The following is a 16471-nucleotide window of genomic DNA, read 5'->3' on the forward strand; positions in this document are numbered from 1 at the left end:
GTCAGTGGCACGATCGAAGAGCAAGGACTGTCAAATGAAGCGCGGCGCAATCGCCGATAATACCAACGCTTCGTATGAAAGCTGTGAGCCATGAATCCAGCACAGAAAGCGCTCTGGTACATCGAAAGCCATCTCGCCGACCCGTTGACGCTCGATGAGATCGCGGGCATTGCCGGCGTCTCGCGTTTCCATCTGGTGCGGGCGTTTGCCGCCGCGACCGGCCTTTCGGTGATGCGTTATGTGCGTGCCCGCAGGCTGACTAAGGCGGCGCAGGCGCTGGCCGCCGGCGCGCCCGACATTCTAAGCCTCGCGCTGGATGCGGACTACAGTTCTCACGAAGCGTTCACCCGTGCGTTCCGCGACCATTTCGGCACAACGCCCGAAGCGGTCCGCGCCGCAACGTGCCTCGATCATCTCAAGCTTCAGGAGCCCATCATGATGGATTCAACCCTGCTCGATACCCTCAAGCCGCCGCGTTTCGAAACTTCTAAGCCGTTGCTCATCGCCGGCATCAGCGAACGCTGCACGCATGAGAACGGCGGCGCCGGCATTCCCAACCAGTGGGAGCAGTTTCACCACAAGGTCGACGCCATTCCCGCGCGGATCGGCAAAGTCGCCTACGGCGTCTGCTGCAATGGCGACGATTCCGGCTTCGACTACATCGCCGGCGTCGAAGTTGCCGACTTCTCCGACCTGCCGCGCGAGTTCGCCCGCGTGCGGATTCCGGAGCAGAAGTATGCGGTGTTTACCCACGCAGAGCACATCTCGACGATCCGCCGCACCGTCAACACTATCTGGAATCACTGGCTGCCGGCATCCGGCATGAAGGCAGCAGATGCGCCGAGCTTCGAGCGCTACGACGAGAATTTCGACCCCGCCACGGGCAATGGCGGGCTGGAGATCTGGATTCCGGTCAAGGAGTAGCGTCTCCGCAATGCTGCCCTGCGCCATGTAATCGCCCGCCCTTGCTTGGCAAGCCAAACCGACTTTGCCATAACAGCCGCAACGAATTGTTGCGCGTGCGGGGCCGAGCCAGAAATCCGCCTGCAGCCAAAAGCAAGCCGGGAGGATTCATGGCCGATATCCGCGTTCTCGCCACCGATCTGGAGTTTCCGGAAGGCCCGGTTGTCATGCCTGATAGCTCGGTGGTGCTGGTCGAAATCCGTGGCAAGCGGCTGACGCGGGTCTATCCTGACGGGCGCAAGGAGATCGTCGCGCAAATTCCCGGTGGCCCCAACGGTGCGGCGCTCGGCCCCGACGGCAAGATGTACATCTGCAACAATGGCGGCTTTAGCTGGATTCCGACCGGCAAGATGATCATGCCGGGGCCGCAGCCCGATGATTATCAGGGCGGCTCGATCCAGCGCGTGGATCTGCAGAGCGGCAAGATCGAGACCGTCGTCACCAAATGCGGCGAGCACGCCCTACGCGGCCCCAACGACCTGGTGTTCGACAGGCACGGCGGCCTCTGGTTCTCCGACCTCGGCAAGCGCCGCGCCCGCGAGATGGATGTCGGCGCGTTCTACTATCTCAAGCCGGGCATGACGGAGATCGTCGAGGCCGTGCACGGCGTGCTGCCCGCTAACGGCATCGGCCTGTCGCCGGACGAGAAGACAGTGTACATCGCGGAGACGCCGACTGCGCGGCTGTGGGCCTATGAGATCTCCGAGCCCGGCACGATCAAGCCGCGCGACGTGATCTATCGCGGTGAGCGCGGCAAGCCGATCGCAGGGCTCGGTGGTTATCAGATGTTCGACTCGATGGCGGTGGAAGCAAACGGCAATGTCTGCGTGGCGACGCTGGTGTCGGGCTGCATCTCGGTGATCGCGCCCGACGGCACGTTGGTCGAGCAGGTGCCGACGGGCGACCGCGTCACCACCAACATCGCCTTCGGCGGGCCGGAGTTGAAGACGGCGTACATCACGCTGTCGGGCAAGGGCCAGTTGATCGCGATGGATTGGGCGCGGCCTGGACTGGCGCTGAACTTTTTGAACAAATGATGGTCGCATCGCAGGCCAGTAACTGCGTGCGTCATTCCGGGATGGTCCGAAGGACCAGATCCGGAATCTCGAGATTCTCAGGGGCGCAAGGGCGCCCCATAGTTCGATGCTGCGCATCGCCCCGGAATGACGACGTTGCTGTCGCTCCTCGCAATGACGAGGAGAGAACGGAGTTTTCGAATGGCCTTTCTTGAACCGGTAACCCTTCGCGGCGAGCACGCGCGGCTGGAGCCGTTGTCGCACGATCACATCGACGGCCTGGTGGAAGCGGTCAGCGACGGCGAGCTGTGGAAGCTCTGGTACACCGCCATTCCGACCGCCGAAAACATGGGAAAAGAAATCGATCGCCGGCTCGGCCTGTTCGCGGCGGGATCGATGCTGCCGTTCACGGTCTATGACGCCGAGGGCAAGATCGCGGGCATGACGACCTATATGAACGTCGATGCCGCCAACCGCCGCGTCGAGATCGGCTCGACCTGGTACGCCAAGCGCGTGCAGCGCAGCGCGCTCAATACGCAGTGCAAATTGCTGCTGCTGACGCACGCGTTCGAGAAGTTGAATTGCATTGCAGTGGAGTTCCGCACGCATTTCTTCAATCACCAGAGCCGGCGCGGCATCGAGCGCCTGGGCGCCAAGCTGGACGGCATCCTTCGCAGCCATCAGATCGCGCCGAACGGGACATTGCGCGACACCGTGGTTTACAGCATCATTGCCAGCGAATGGCCGACGGTGAAGGCGCATCTCAATTATCAACTCAACGATAAGCCGCGGTAACTAAGCCGCGCCAGAAAAGAGACGATGGAAACGTTCGATTATGTGATTATCGGCGCGGGCTCCGCAGGCAGCGTGCTCGCCAACCGGCTCAGCGAAGATTCTTCCAGCCGCGTCTGCGTGCTCGAAGCAGGCGGCAAGGACTGGCATCCCTACATCCATCTGCCGGCCGGCTTCATCAAGACGTTCCACATGAAGAGCGTCAACTGGGCCTATCAGCAGGAACCGGGGCCATGGACCGGCGGGCGCAGCATCTACGCGCCGCGCGGCAAGACGCTGGGCGGCTCGTCGTCGATCAACGGTCATATCTACAACCGCGGCCAGCGCCAGGATTTCGATACCTGGGCGCAGCTCGGCAACCGTGGCTGGGGCTATCCGGACATACTGCCCTATTTCAAGCGGCTGGAGTGCCGCGTCGGCGAATGCGACGAGACCTATCGTGGTCGCGACGGCAGTCTCACCGTCACCACCATGGATTGGCAGGATCCGCTGTGCGAGGCGTTCATGGAAGGTGCCGTCAGCCTCGGGATCCCCAAAAATCCCGATTACAACGGCGCGATCCAGGAGGGCGTCTCCTATTGCCAGCGCACTATCCAGAACGGTCTGCGCATGAGCGCCGCGAAGGCGTTTTTGCATCCGGCGCGGAAGCGGCCGAATGTTGATGTGCGCACGCACGCCCATGTCACCAACCTCATTTTCGAGGGCAAGCGCGCGGTCGGCGTGCGTTATCTCCGGGGCGGCAAGGGCGGCACGCCCGTCGAGGTGCGCGCCAACAAGGAAGTCATTCTTTCCGGCGGCGCCTATAACTCGCCGCAGGTGCTGCAATTGTCCGGCGTCGGCTCGCCCGAACTGCTGCAATCGCACGGCATCGAGGTCCGTCACGCGCTGCCGGGCGTCGGCGAAGGCCTGCAGGATCACTACGCGCCGCGCTCGGTCGCACGCGTCAAGAACATCAAGACCATCAATGAACTCAGGCGCGGCCTGAGCCTGTGGGTCGAGGCGTTGAAATGGGCGACGACGAGGCGCGGGTTGCTGTCGCTGTCGCCGACCATGGTCTATTGCTTCTGGCACTCCGGCGAGACCACCGAAAGTTCCGACCTGCAGCTCACCTTTACGCCGGCGAGCTACAAGGAAGGGGTGCAGGGCCAGCTCGAGGACGAGCCCGGCATGACGGTCGCCTCATGGCAGCAGCGCCCGGAGAGCCGCGGCTATGTCCGCATCCGCTCCGCCGATCCGTTCGCGCCGCCGATCATCCAGACCAATTATCTGGTGGAAGAGATCGATCGCCGCGTCGTCGTCGCCGGCATGAAACTGGCGCGCCGGCTGCTCGCGTCCAAGCCGCTCGCGCCATACTACGCCTATGAGGATTTCCCCGGACCCAAGGTGCAGAGCGACGACGAATTCCTGGCGGCCGCCACCGAGCGCGGCACCACCACATTCCATCCCGGCTGCACCTGCCGCATGGGCCCTGCGGATGCCAAATGGGCCGTGGTCGACGACCAGTTGCGCGTGCACGGACTGCAGGGCCTGCGCGTCGTCGACGCCTCGATCATGCCGCGCATGATCTCGGCCAATCTCAACGCCTCCACCCTGATGATCGCCGACAAGGCCTCCGACATGATCCGCGGCAAGACCGCGCTGGAAGCCGTCAGATTCCCGGTGTCGGCCTAGCATTGGCACGAGGAGCATGGCGTTCGCGATCAAGGCCGAGATTTCCGATCTGCGGCCGAAGACGTTCGCGTTGTCAGCGCAAAGGACCATGTATGGCGGCAAGCATATCGCCGAAGGCGACACGGTTTCGTGTTCGCGAGCGAAAACGAGGGCGGGCAAGGCCTTATCGCGCGCGGCGTTGTGGTTTCGGCCGAAGCGATCGCCAGGAAGCGCGGCATCACCAGGCAAACACCACGTGTGAGCGTCACCATCCGACGCACCGCGCTCGCGAAACGGCCGCTGGGGCGGAGCGAACTCAAGCACTTCACCGACTGGAAAGACGGCCAGCCCGGGACCGAGCTCAATTTCAAGTTCTATCGTCAGGCAACGAACAAGATCGCCGGCATCTCGGACGAAGCGGCGGCGTTTCTCGACGAATTCTTCTAGGGGCGTGGACTCATAAAGGCGTAGATGTCTGCTTCTGACGGAGAAGCGGAAATCTTACGATCAGTTAGAGTAATGCCGCTCGTGACCCCAAAGCCGACCTTGGCTGCTGCCCTCGGCGCAATATTGTGAGTGCCCCCCGCATTTGATTAAAAGTCTAGCGTTTCGATTTTCCCAAGCGCTACTTGAACGTGATAGACCGGCATAATGCAACGGCTTGGCAGCGTGCTGATCTCGTATACTCTTCCCATTGGCCTTTCCCTGTCGGGGGCGGCTTTGACGCCACTGTGCTCGCTGTTCATCTTTGGACGCCCGGATATGGGGTTCGGCGACGTGTTTCTCACTGCGCTGATGTCGGCAATTATGGCTGCAGCAGTGTTCTACTACACCGGCTCTCAACTTCTTCGAGAGTTTGGATTGCCGTCCGACACGACCATGCGTGAGCTTCACAAATTCATGACGGGCCGCTGACTCGAAGCAGACATCGATGGCAAAGCGACCGATCATGGAAGACAGGGAAGTCAGAATTACACGCAGAACAAACGCAACGATGCGCACGTTCAAGGTACTGGCGATTTTCGCTCCGCTAGGCGTATTGTGGCTAATTGCTTTCACTCAAGTATTGTTCGCCATTTTTGCGGAAAGAGTATTTTACGCCGGACGTTTTACGCCGTTTCATTCGGTTACTTACCGCGAAGAACCGACCCTGTTCGTCTTCGTTGTTGTTACATCGTTTGTGATCGTGGGTTTCTTCGGCTGGGTTATTCTGGGCCTGATCCCCAAGCAAGACCAGCAAGGTTAGAAAAGGCGCAAGTTGGTAGTGGCCGATGATCATAGCAACAATCTATCTTTGTCTTTCTGTTCTGGGGGAATGTGTTCGCTCTATCTCACTGCCCGTGTGTTTCATTCAGCGGTCCGAGCAGGGACAGTCGAAGCGGCAGCAAGGCGGGTGTATGACCGAGTGGAACATCCCGAAGCGTTCTATGGCGTGCTCATTGCGTGGGTGTTGATCGACGCGATGATGATTCTATCCTCGTTTGCCTTGCTACAGATCTGGATCGAACATTTTCAACGATGAGGGCGCTATCCCCTCATTGATTGCTGCCAGTCCTGACGACGGCTTTTGGCCCATCGCCGGCATAACGATCACGATGGGCAACGTCTGTTCTCGCGGGCAGAACGGAAGTGCCGGAGATGGGATGTGAGTTCAGCGAATGACGACCCCGGTGGACAAGCCAATCCATCCGATTGGTGTGCTTCCCGGGGTAGACCGGACATGGCGAAGTAAACCGCCACTTCCGCTCAACGGATAACAGCCTGAAATTTTCGAACCGACCCGGCTCCGCTGGCGTTCGAAAATTACTGGCACGCAACAAATTCCGTACCTCTGAACATAAAACATTTGACGCGCCGAAATTTCTCTGCGCTTAGATCATGACATTCGCCGCGGGTGAAATTGCCTGCACTCTTGAGGACCGCAATGCGTAACGCGCGCACACACATCGCAGAGACTGCCGCCCGCGTCCGGCCGCTTATTCGGCTGGCCGATTGGTCGTGCATGCCCGTGATGACGCGGGGTCCGAACTTTCAGCTCGAAGCGGGGCTGATCCGCAAAGCAAGAGTGTAACTCTCGGCGCAGGGCCACTCCCTCCGCCGAACCGGCAGGAGGGCAAGATGAACGCCCGCAACGACGTCAAGAAACCGTTCGATCAGAGCTTGGACGCGAGGCCTGTGCTGGCAGCGGCTCGACGGCGATTTGCCGCGCGGGTTGATCTTCTCGTGGCTCGCTGGCTCGAGCGCTGCGCCACCAACGCCGAGGCCGCGCAACGGTTGTTGAGGACAGATCGGAAGCCCACACGTGAGTTCGGAATGGGCGTGAGCCCTGTCGTTTCATCTCCACGTTGGGATGACTCGCCATGACGGCAGTAGGCGGCGGGTGTGCGGATAGCTTCAATGCATGGAGAGAGGCTGCCCGCATGGCAGCCTCCGTTGCTCTATTGCCGATCACCTCCGGACTTCCGGGTGTGACTCTAAGCCGAACAACGGAGGCCCGTCGTCAATATCGCCTTGGCTCGCCATCGGATGGATTGGCGCGACGATGGTGTTCGGCTATCGCACCCATCGACCCAATAGGGATCGAAGTTCCCGCGTGTCTCATATCTGCCGCACTGAAGACCTATCGTTCGAACCTGTCTGATCTGCCGCACTGTAGACGTATTCCGACGGTCATGCTCCCGGCGGGTCTGAGGGGAACGCGAAGCAGTCTACTGCCTCGTTTCTTCTAACCTGGAGAAAAAGTACCGTGATGAAAATTGTGATTGTTGTCGGTGCAACGCTTGCCGTGGTGACTGCCGCTAGTGCTGCCGACATTCCGCGCCGACAACCCGTCTATCAGACGGCCCAAGTCGGCAAGATGCCGATTGGCAAGACCCCAATCGGGAAGACGCCAATCGGCAAGACGCCTGTCGCACCGCCGCGGCCTTATGCGCGGTATTGACTTAAGGTCTCGCTGAATCTGACCTTTGTCGTCGACAGTTGAAGGGCGAAGCGTGTCAAATAGGCCGAAGAGGTTGGGAATTTGCTTGCTTGCGGGATTCACACTCGCTGTCCTGCTTCAGTGCAACATCCAATCCGCTTCTGCACGCGAGATTGACACTCGCGCCCGCTCGGAACGTTTCATTTCCCAGAATCGGGAGGTCCACAAGCGCGCCGCCGCTGCGAACGCGCTTGTCTCCAGTGAGGCGGCGTCCATTGAATCCAAACCGGCGTCACAGTCGACACGAAAGCCGGGATCGGGAGCAGCAAAGGGCCCGTACTACGTTGATTTCAGAGCCAGGACGGCGGCGAGCTGGGGACACGCTTTCGTCTGGTTCGGCAAGACAAGCGAGCGAGCAGTTGAAGTCGCGGGCCTTACCCCTGCGGGAGACACTGCAGCTTATGTACTTGGTCATTTGCTGTGGGTGCCGTCCGAGACCACGGCAAGCTATGGCGATCTTGATCCGCAGTACTTGACCGCCAGTTATCGAGTTTACCTGAACGAGCCGGACGCAAAAAAGGTTTTCGCATACATCAAGAAACTACAGGCGAGTTCACCGGTCTGGAACGCTGAAACAACCAATTGCACGGCGTTTATCGGTGACATCGCGGAATTCATGGGATTGAAAGTTCCTCACCGCTGGCAGCGCCCAGAGGAGTACGTCAACAATCTCAAGGCGATGAATAGCGGGCGCCAGATAGTCCGCCTCTCGTCAGCACAATAGCGAAGCTCCGTGTCCGTTACGTGAGACTCGGAGGTCCTGTTTGACGACCGCGTCGCCCAAATCGCGGCATCACGCCAAAGCCTCAGCCCGGTACAGCGTATCGATGGTCACGACACCGATCGCGCGCGACACGCAGGGGCAGATCTTGCGGTTGTCCTGCTTCTGCTGATCGCTGAAGAACACGTCGCGATGATCGATCTCGCCCTCGATCGCCACGACATCCACGGCGCAGACGCCGCACTCCCCGCGCTGGCAGTCCGATATCACCTCGAAGCCGGCGCCGTTCAGCGCGTCGAGCATCGAGCTGTTCTGCGGCACCACCAGTTCGGTGTCCGTATCCTTCAGCCGCACCCGGAATTCCGCCGTCGGCATCAAGCCGCTGGAGCCGAAGGTCTCATAGCGGAGATCGGCGGGCGCGCGGCCCAAATCATTCCAGGCGCGCCGCGCGGCTTCCAGCATCCGCATCGGCCCGCAGATGACGGCGATGGCGTCGTCCGGCAGGGCGCGGAAGGTGGCTTCGAGATCGAGCCGCGCGCCTTCGTCGGAGGCGTACACGATCAATCGATTGCCGAGCAGCGCGGAGAGTTCGTCGACGAAGGCTGCATCGCCGCGCGATTTCACCGGGTAGTGCAAGGTGGCGTCGATATTCCTGCGGTACAGCGCGGCGGCGATGCCGGTGATCGGCGTGATGCCGATGCCGCCCGCGATCAGGCAGTAGTTCTGCTTGCTCCAATCGATCTCCAGCAGTGAGGCCGGATTCGAAGTCTCGATCCGCGCGCCAGCTCGCAAATTCCACATGCCGCGCGAGCCGCCGCGGCTATCCGGCGCCAGCCGCACCGCGATGCGATAAGTGCCGGCGTCGTCATTCTCCACCAGCGAATAGGAGCGCCGCGCCGGCTGTCCATCGATCAGCACGGAGACGCCGATATGGCTGCCGGCCGGGTAGGGTGTGATATGACCGCTTTCAGGACGCAGGCGGAATTCGCGGATCGTTGGCGTCACGTCGCGGATCGATTCGACGGTGCACCAGCTCCATTGCTCGGCAAAACGCATGGGCTACCTCTATTCGACTGGCGATTTCAAAAGGGCGAGCGCGGGCAGCAAATCGAGATGCGTGCGGTTTCGGATCGCGAGCCGCAGGTTGCGCGCGGCGAGGCGGGAATGTTCGCGCATCACGGCTTCGGCCCGCGCGCCCTCGCGGTTCTCGATCGCATCGACCACGATGCGGTGATGATCCTGCCCGATCAGCAGGATCTGGTGCGCTTCCGGAAGCGCCGACTGCGCCATCACGAACGCGCTTGGCGAAGCGAACGGCAGCGCCGAGACGCGGTCGATCTCCCGGATCAGCGGCGCGCTTGCGGACAATTCGTTCAGCAGCGCGTGAAACCGCGCGTTCATCGTCACATAGGCGGAAAAGGCTTCGACCGAGATCGGGTCCTGCCGAACCAATTGGTCGAGATCGGCAAGGCACTCCTTGAGCGGCTCAAGGCTACGCGCGCTGACGCCGCGCTCGGCCGCAAAGCGCGCGGCGAGGCCCTCCAGCGTGCCGCGCAGCTCGATCAGATCCAGAATGTCGCGCTCGGTGAAGGCTTTCACCATGAAGCCGCCGGACGGGATCGCCTGCAGCAGGCCTTCGTCCTCCAGCCGCACCAGCGCCAGCCGCACCGGCGTCCGCGAAACGCCGGTGATGTCGACCGCCTGCAATTCGCTGATGCGTTCGCCCGGGCGCAGCCGCCCTGATAGAATCATGTCGCGCAGCGCGAGCTGCGCCCGCACGGTCTGCGAGACGGAACGTTCGGCGTCGCGCTCGCTCATTTCCTCACTCCGCAGCCTGCATGGTCTGCGGTGCGCTCCTCGCGCGCCACCATCCGGTCGATCACGCGCCGCGCCCACATCGCTCCCGCATCGATGTTGAGGTTGTAGAACGTGCGATCCGGATTCTCGTCCATCGCACGCTGCTGTGCTTCGAGGATGATTTCATCTTCGTGGAAGATGTTCGACACGCCTTCGCGAATTTCGGTGGTCAGTTTCTGTTCGGTCGTCCGGTAATTGCGGACGAAGGCCCAGAAATAATGACAGGTGGTGTCGGTCTCCGGCGTCATGGTGTTGAGCACAAAGCCGTTGACGCCCTGCGAGCGGTCGCCCTCCGGCGCGCCGGTGCCGGCGGGCGCGACGCCAACGTCGATATTGACGGTGCCGGGCGCCTGGAAATGGATGATCTGCCAGCGGTCGACCGGGCCCGGCTTCTGCAACTGCGCGGCCCAGAACGGCGGCGCGTCGATGCCCTTCATCCAGCGCGTCACGGTGACCGTCTTGTCGCCATGGGTGACGTCGAACGGGGCTTCGGCCACGTGATCATTGCCGATGCTGGAGCCATGCACGAAGGTTTCGTGGGTCAGGTCCATCAGATTATCGACGACGAGGCGGTAGTCGCATTTGACGTGAATGGTCTTGCCGTCGCCCGCCCAGGCCGGGTCGTCGTTCCAGTGGATGTCGGGCACCAGCGCGGGATCGGCCAACGCCGGATCGCCCATCCACAGCCAGATGAAACGATGGCGCTCGACCACCGGATAGGAACGCACGCAGGCGGACGGGTTGATGGTCTCCTGCGAGGGCATGTAGGTGCAGCGGCCCTGCGCATTGAATTTCAGCCCGTGATAGCCGCAGACGACGGTATCGCCGTCGAGTCGTCCCTTCGAGAGCGGCACCAGGCGGTGCCAGCAGGCGTCCTCCAGCGCGCAAACCCGCCCGTTGGACTGGCGGTACATCACGACATGCTTGCCGCAGATCGTGCGCGGAAACAGCGCGCGCTTGATGTCGACGTCCCAGGCGGCGGCGTACCAGGCATTGAGGGGGAAGGCTGATGGCATGGCTGCGCTCCTTCGTCATGGGCACAGCTTGTATACACAAATTGCGGCTGGTTGGCAAATATACCAAAATTGAAGTATTAAAATACCTCTATGGTATACATAAGATTTGTGAATTGGTTCATTTCATTCATCCCGGTTAGGCGCCACCCTTGATGGGTCAAGCGCGCAAGTCCGCAGGGAGATCAACAATCACGACAACAGGAGGCGCGATGTCATCTCAAGTATCGGCCCTCAGGCTTTTCGATTTGATCCAGTCGCAACGTGTTACGGCGGTGATCTATGTCGCGGCCAGACTGGGGCTCGCCGAGTTGTTGAGCTACGGACCGCAGACGGTCGGCAAGCTCGCCAAGGCAACCGGCGCGGATGAGCGGTCGCTTGGACGCCTGCTTACCGCGCTTTCCACCATCGGCATCTGTTCGCGAACCGGCGAAGATCGCTATGCGTTGACGGACATGGGGGCCTGCCTCGATAGCTCCGCAAAGCATTCGGTCAAGGGCTGGGCAATCCTTGAGACCGAACTGATTTCAAAATCCTGGAGCGGAATGCTTGAGTCGATCATGACCGGCAAGACCGCGGCGCAACTGCAAGGCGTCGATGACAGCTTCGAGCTGATGGGCCGGACGCCGGAGATTGTGGACAAGTTCAACGTGGCGATGGTGGAGCTTACCCGTCTTGTCACGCCGAATGTCCTTCAGTCCTATGACTTCAGCGGGATACGCCACCTGATGGACGTCGGCGGCGGATCCGGCGAATTGCTCGGCGTTATCGCGCAGCAAAACAGCAAACTGCGCGGAACTGTTTTCGACCTTCCGAGATGTGCCGAGGCCGCGGGCAAGCATCTCAGGCAGATCGGTGTCGATGACCGCGTGGAATTTGTGGCCGGCGATTTCTTCAAGGCCGTGCCGGCGATCGCAGATGCGATCATCCTCAAGAGCATCATTCACGACTGGGATGATGTGCGCAGTGTCGCGATCCTGCAAAACTGTCGCAAGGCGCTCCCGGACGGAGGCAAGCTGCTTCTGGTCGAACGGCTGATGCCGGAGAGGCCATCCATGGCGGACGAGGACAGAGAGCAGGCGCTGAGCGATCTGAACATGCTTCGCGGGCCGGGAGGGCTCGAGCGCACCGAGCGACAGTACCGCGAATTGCTCGACCAGAGCGGCTTCGAGCTGGTCACGAGCTACCCTGCCGGCCGCTTCAACGTGATTGAGGCGCGTCCCGCTTGATGACTGCCGGGTGACGGAACGTCACCGTCACCCGGGATCAGGCTGCGGCCTCAGCCGTAAACGAATGCCTTGTCCTTCAGGTCGATCGCCGGAAATTCGTCCTTTTCCGCCCAGTAGTCCTGGTTGTGCTGCCATTCCGGCTTGTCGCCGCGCTTGGGCAGCAAGTGCATGCCGCGCATCATGTAGCCAGGATTGAAGTTTTCCGGATCGATCCACGGCAACAGCGGCATGTTGTGGTCTTCGGGGCGCAACTGCGGCGTTACCTTTTTCGCGCCGGTCTCCTTCATGTGCGTGAGCAGCCGGCAGACGAAGTCGGCAACGAGATCAACGCGCAGCGTCCAGCTCGCGCGGAAATAGCCGAACACCCAGACGAGGTTCGGCACGCCCGTGAACATCATGCCGCGATAGGTCACGGTATCGGCGAAGTCGAGCGGCTTGCCATCGATGGCAAACTCGATGTCGCCGGTGGCGGAGAGATTGAAGCCGGTCGCGGTAACGATGATGTCGGCTTCCAGTTCCTTGCCGGATTTCAGCAGGATTCCCTTCTCTGTGAAGCGGTCGATCTCGTCGGTGACGACGGACGCCTTGCCGGACTTGATGCCCTGGAACAGGTCACCGTCGGGAATGAAGGCGATGCGCTGCCGCCACGGCCGGTATTTTGGCGTGAAGTGGGTCGCGATGTCGTAGTCCTTGCCGAGATAGGCTTCGACCGCCGACAACAGATCCTTCTTGGCGGCTTCCGGTTCCGCAAACGTCTTGCGGGTGAAGGCGTCCTGGTCGAACAGGATTTTCCGTCGTGTGATCTCGTGAATCCAGGTCTCGTCGACCTGTAGTTTCCGCAGTTCCTCGGCGATCTCAATCGCATTGCGCCCGGTGCGGAAATAGGTGGGCGAACGCTGCAGCATGGTGACGTGAGCGCAGTCGGGAGCCAGCGCCGGTATCAGCGTCGCAGCAGTAGCACCCGAGCCGATCACGACGACGCGCTTGTTCTTGTAATCGAGGTCTTCAGGCCATTTCTGCGGGTGGACGATCGGGCCCTTGAACTTGGCCATGTCCTTCCACTCCGGCGTATAGCCCTCGGTGTGACGGTAATAGCCCTGACACATCCAGAAGAAATTGGTGGTGAAGCGCAGCCTCTCGCCGGTGTCGGTGCGCGTGGCTTCGATGGTCCAGAGGTTTTCTTCGCTCGACCATTTGGCCGAGGTGATGGTGTGCCGATAGCGAATGTGAGGAGCGAGATCGTTTTCCTCGATCACCTCGCCCATGTATTTCAGGATTTCCGCGGCGCTCGCGATCGGCGCTGTTGTCCATGGCTTGAAGCGGTAGCCGAAGGTGTGCAGGTCGCTGTCGGAGCGGATGCCGGGATAGCGGTGGGTGGTCCAGGTGCCGCCGAACGTCTTTTGCGCTTCGAGCGCCACGAACGTCGTTCCCGGGCATTGCGTGGTGAGGTGATAGGCGGCGCCGACGCCGGAGATGCCGGCGCCGGCGATCAGGACGTCGAAATGCTCGGTCGTGCGGGGCGACGTTGCGTCGATCTGGCTTTGAACGTTCATCTTCCCTGTTCTTTTTGGTTTGTCGTACGAAAAGCAAAACGCCAGAACCTCAGGTTCTGGCGTCGCGGTCGTCAGCGATTACACTTCGCGTCGGCTGAGGAACGCCAGCCGCTCGAACAGGTGCACGTCCTGCTCGTTCTTCAAGAGAGCGCCGTGCAGCGGCGGGATCAGCTTGCGCGGATCGCGCTCCCGCAGCATTTCCGGGGTGATGTCCTCGTTCAAGAGAAGCTTGAGCCAGTCGAGCAACTCCGAGGTCGAGGGCTTCTTCTTCAGACCCGGCACTTCGCGCACCTCGAAGAAGATGCGCAAGGCTTCCTCCACCAGGCGCTTCTTGATGCCGGGGAAGTGCACGTCGACGATCCGGCCCATGGTGTCGGCGTCGGGAAACTTGATGTAGTGGAAGAAGCAGCGGCGCAGGAACGCGTCAGGCAGTTCCTTTTCGTTGTTCGAGGTGATCATCACGATCGGGCGCAGGCTCGCCTTGATGTTCTCGCCGGTCTCGTAGACGAAGAATTCCATGCGATCGAGTTCGAGCAGGAGGTCGTTCGGAAACTCGATGTCGGCCTTGTCGATCTCGTCGATCAGAAGCACCGGGCGCTTGTCGTGGGTAAAGGCCTCCCACAATTTGCCGCGCTTGATGTAGTTGGAGATGTCGGAAACCCTGCTATCGCCGAGCTGGCTGTCGCGCAGCCGCGACACCGCGTCGTACTCGTAAAGGCCCTGCTGCGCCTTGGTGGTCGACTTGATGTGCCAGGTCAGAAGCGGCGCGCCGAGCGCTTTCGCAACTTCTTCCGCCAGCACGGTCTTGCCGGTGCCGGGCTCGCCCTTGATCAGCAGCGGGCGCTCGAGCACGATCGAGGCGTTGACGGCGACCTTGAGGTCGTCGGTGGCGACATAGTCCTTGGTGCCGGTAAATTTCATCTATCCGTTTGCCTTGTTGTTCGTTCGTCAGCCGCTCGCGGCCTGAACAGTAAACGACCGCCGGTCCGGCGGTCGCGATTGGAGTTGCTGCGGCTTCGTCAGCGCCTGATCAGTGACAGGATCACCAGGATGATCACCGCGCCGATCGTGGCGTTGACGATATCGCGGACCCAGCCCGCGCCGAGGCTGACGCCGAGCTGCGGCAACAGCCAGCTCGCCAGCAGCGCGCCGATGATGCCGATCACGATATTGCCGATCAGCCCGAAGCCTGCGCCGCGCACGATCAACCCGGCAAGCCAGCCCGCAATACCGCCAATGATCAGCGCCGCTACGATTCCCATTGAATTTCCCCTGCCGGAATAAGCCTTTTGCAGGTCAATTGTAATTGAAAAACCCACCCGGTCTAGGCCTGACAGCTATGCGCTGGCCTTTGACAGGCTCTGGCTCTTGACGTGTGCCGCCCGGCGGGCAATCTGTATCCCATGTTCCTGCAATTCTTCACATCGTTGCGCGACGCGCAGGTCCCGGTGACGCTGCGTGAATATCTGACGCTGATGGAGGCGCTCGACGCCGACCTTGCCGATCAGACGGTGGAGAATTTCTACTACCTCTCCCGCGCCGCTTTGGTGAAGGACGAGCGCAACCTCGACAAGTTCGACCGCGTCTTCGGCACCGTGTTCAAGGGGCTGGAAAGCCTGCTGGATGCTATGGAGAAGGCGGACATTCCCGCCGAATGGCTGAAGAAGCTCGCGGAAAAATACCTCACCGAGGAAGAGAAGAAGCAGATCGAGGCGATGGGCTGGGACAAGCTCATGGAGACGCTTCGCCAGCGCCTGAAGGAACAGCAAGGCCGCCATCAGGGCGGCAACAAGTGGATCGGCACCGCCGGCACCTCGCCGTTCGGCGCTCATGGCTACAATCCCGAAGGCGTCAGAATCGGGCAAGAGAAGAACCGCAACAACCGCGCCGTGAAGGTGTGGGACAAGCGCGAGTTCAAAGATCTCGACGGCAATGTCGAGCTCGGCATCCGCAACATCAAGATCGCGCTGCGCCGTCTGCGCAAATTCGCCCGTACCGGCGCGCCCGACGAACTCGATTTGGACACCACGATCAGGGAGACCGCCAACCACGGCTATCTCGACGTGCATATGCGCCCGGAGCGCCGCAATGCGGTGAAGGTTTTGGTGTTCTTCGACATTGGCGGCTCGATGGATCTGCACATCGAGCAGGTCGAGGAGTTGTTCTCGGCCGCGAAGTCCGAGTTCAAGCACATGGAATATTTCTATTTCCACAACTGCCTCTATGAAGGCGTGTGGAAGCAGAACAAGCGTCGCTTCACCGACCGCACGCCGACCTGGGACGTGCTGCATAAATATCCGCACGACTACAAGGTGGTGTTCGTCGGCGACGCCTCGATGTCGCCGTATGAGATCATGGTGCCGGGCGGCTCGGTCGAGCATGTCAACGAGGAAGCCGGCGCGATCTGGCTGGAGCGCATCACGCGAACCTATCCGCATACGGTGTGGCTCAATCCGGTGGCGCAGAAACACTGGGACTATTCGGAATCCACCACCATCATCCGCCGGCTGCTTTCGGATCGCATGTATCCGATCACGATCGAAGGCCTCGAAGCCGCGATGAAGGAATTGGTGCGGTAACGGGATTGCGTGCCTCGGACGCAGGGCAGCACGGAGTGATGCGCTGCTGAGCCGGGCCCTATCGGCTGCGATCTGGGTCCCGGCTCTGCGGTGCATCACCGAAGGGGTGCTGCACCGC

General features: G+C 61.1%; 17 protein-coding genes and 1 pseudogene. 12 read left to right on the forward strand and 6 right to left on the reverse strand.

Annotation, left to right across the window (positions count from 1 at the left end):
* Nucleotides 1-90 precede the first annotated feature (90 nt).
* The 10 genes from ACFXS9_RS41095 (at nt 91) to ACFXS9_RS41140 (ending at nt 8125) form a co-directional block, all read left to right on the forward strand.
* Nucleotides 91-924: a GyrI-like domain-containing protein gene (locus ACFXS9_RS41095; RefSeq protein WP_392699161.1), complete on the forward strand. Its 834-nt coding sequence runs from the start codon at nt 91-93 to the stop codon at nt 922-924.
* Nucleotides 925-1073: 149 nt separating this feature from the next.
* The gene (locus ACFXS9_RS41100) at nt 1074-2000 is read left to right on the forward strand and encodes an SMP-30/gluconolactonase/LRE family protein (RefSeq protein WP_392699163.1); all 927 of its coding nucleotides are present in this window, start codon (nt 1074-1076) and stop codon (nt 1998-2000) included.
* Between the two features lie 180 nt (nt 2001-2180).
* Nucleotides 2181-2774 carry a GNAT family N-acetyltransferase gene (locus ACFXS9_RS41105; RefSeq protein ID WP_392699164.1) on the forward strand — a complete coding sequence of 198 codons (594 nt, stop codon included), beginning with the start codon at nt 2181-2183 and terminating at the stop codon, nt 2772-2774.
* 24 nt (nt 2775-2798) lie between these two features.
* The gene (locus ACFXS9_RS41110) at nt 2799-4442 is read left to right on the forward strand and encodes a GMC family oxidoreductase (protein WP_392699165.1); all 1644 of its coding nucleotides are present in this window, start codon (nt 2799-2801) and stop codon (nt 4440-4442) included.
* 129 nt (nt 4443-4571) lie between these two features.
* Complete coding sequence (locus ACFXS9_RS41115) at nt 4572-4868, forward strand: hypothetical protein (RefSeq protein ID WP_392699166.1); 297 nt, start codon at nt 4572-4574, stop codon at nt 4866-4868.
* Between the two features lie 204 nt (nt 4869-5072).
* Nucleotides 5073-5336 carry a hypothetical protein gene (locus ACFXS9_RS41120; protein WP_392699168.1) on the forward strand — a complete coding sequence of 88 codons (264 nt, stop codon included), beginning with the start codon at nt 5073-5075 and terminating at the stop codon, nt 5334-5336.
* Between the two features lie 16 nt (nt 5337-5352).
* On the forward strand, nt 5353-5667 hold the full coding sequence (locus ACFXS9_RS41125) for a hypothetical protein (protein WP_392699169.1): 315 nt from the start codon (nt 5353-5355) through the stop codon (nt 5665-5667).
* An 872-nt stretch (nt 5668-6539) separates the two neighbouring features.
* On the forward strand, nt 6540-6785 hold the full coding sequence (locus ACFXS9_RS41130; RefSeq protein ID WP_392699170.1) for a hypothetical protein: 246 nt from the start codon (nt 6540-6542) through the stop codon (nt 6783-6785).
* Between the two features lie 385 nt (nt 6786-7170).
* Complete coding sequence (locus tag ACFXS9_RS41135) at nt 7171-7362, forward strand: hypothetical protein (protein WP_392699172.1); 192 nt, start codon at nt 7171-7173, stop codon at nt 7360-7362.
* A 52-nt stretch (nt 7363-7414) separates the two neighbouring features.
* On the forward strand, nt 7415-8125 hold the full coding sequence (locus ACFXS9_RS41140; protein WP_392699173.1) for a hypothetical protein: 711 nt from the start codon (nt 7415-7417) through the stop codon (nt 8123-8125).
* Between the two features lie 69 nt (nt 8126-8194).
* Here ACFXS9_RS41140 and ACFXS9_RS41145 read toward each other — a convergent pair whose 3' ends face one another.
* From ACFXS9_RS41145 to ACFXS9_RS41155, 3 genes and pseudogenes are all read right to left on the reverse strand, one after another.
* Complete coding sequence (locus ACFXS9_RS41145) at nt 8195-9178, reverse strand: PDR/VanB family oxidoreductase (protein ID WP_392699175.1); 984 nt, start codon at nt 9176-9178, stop codon at nt 8195-8197.
* A gap of 9 nt (nt 9179-9187) precedes the next feature.
* A complete protein-coding gene (locus ACFXS9_RS41150; RefSeq protein ID WP_392699177.1) occupies nt 9188-9940 on the reverse strand; it encodes a GntR family transcriptional regulator in 753 nt (250 codons plus the stop codon).
* A 4-nt stretch (nt 9941-9944) separates the two neighbouring features.
* Nucleotides 9945-10995: pseudogene (locus ACFXS9_RS41155) on the reverse strand (Rieske 2Fe-2S domain-containing protein).
* Between the two features lie 557 nt (nt 10996-11552).
* On the opposite strand from ACFXS9_RS41155, the gene ACFXS9_RS41160 reads away from it, so the two are divergent.
* Nucleotides 11553-12221, forward strand: a complete 669-nt coding sequence (locus ACFXS9_RS41160; protein WP_392699178.1) for a methyltransferase — start codon at nt 11553-11555, stop codon at nt 12219-12221.
* 50 nt (nt 12222-12271) lie between these two features.
* Here the strand turns inward: ACFXS9_RS41160 and ACFXS9_RS41165 are convergent, their stop codons facing one another.
* From ACFXS9_RS41165 to ACFXS9_RS41175, 3 genes are all read right to left on the reverse strand, one after another.
* Nucleotides 12272-13774 (reverse strand): flavin-containing monooxygenase, encoded by a 1503-nt coding sequence (locus tag ACFXS9_RS41165; protein WP_392699180.1) that lies wholly within the window; start codon nt 13772-13774, stop codon nt 12272-12274.
* A gap of 78 nt (nt 13775-13852) precedes the next feature.
* Complete coding sequence (locus ACFXS9_RS41170; protein WP_057850028.1) at nt 13853-14695, reverse strand: MoxR family ATPase; 843 nt, start codon at nt 14693-14695, stop codon at nt 13853-13855.
* Between the two features lie 98 nt (nt 14696-14793).
* A complete protein-coding gene (locus ACFXS9_RS41175; RefSeq protein WP_065744440.1) occupies nt 14794-15036 on the reverse strand; it encodes a GlsB/YeaQ/YmgE family stress response membrane protein in 243 nt (80 codons plus the stop codon).
* A gap of 141 nt (nt 15037-15177) precedes the next feature.
* On the opposite strand from ACFXS9_RS41175, the gene ACFXS9_RS41180 reads away from it, so the two are divergent.
* Complete coding sequence (locus ACFXS9_RS41180) at nt 15178-16353, forward strand: VWA domain-containing protein (RefSeq protein WP_392699182.1); 1176 nt, start codon at nt 15178-15180, stop codon at nt 16351-16353.
* Nucleotides 16354-16471: the final 118 nt, after the last annotated feature.

Source organism: Bradyrhizobium sp. RDI18 (assembly GCF_043203335.1).
Taxonomy (GTDB): Bacteria; Pseudomonadota; Alphaproteobacteria; order Rhizobiales; family Xanthobacteraceae; genus Bradyrhizobium; species Bradyrhizobium retamae.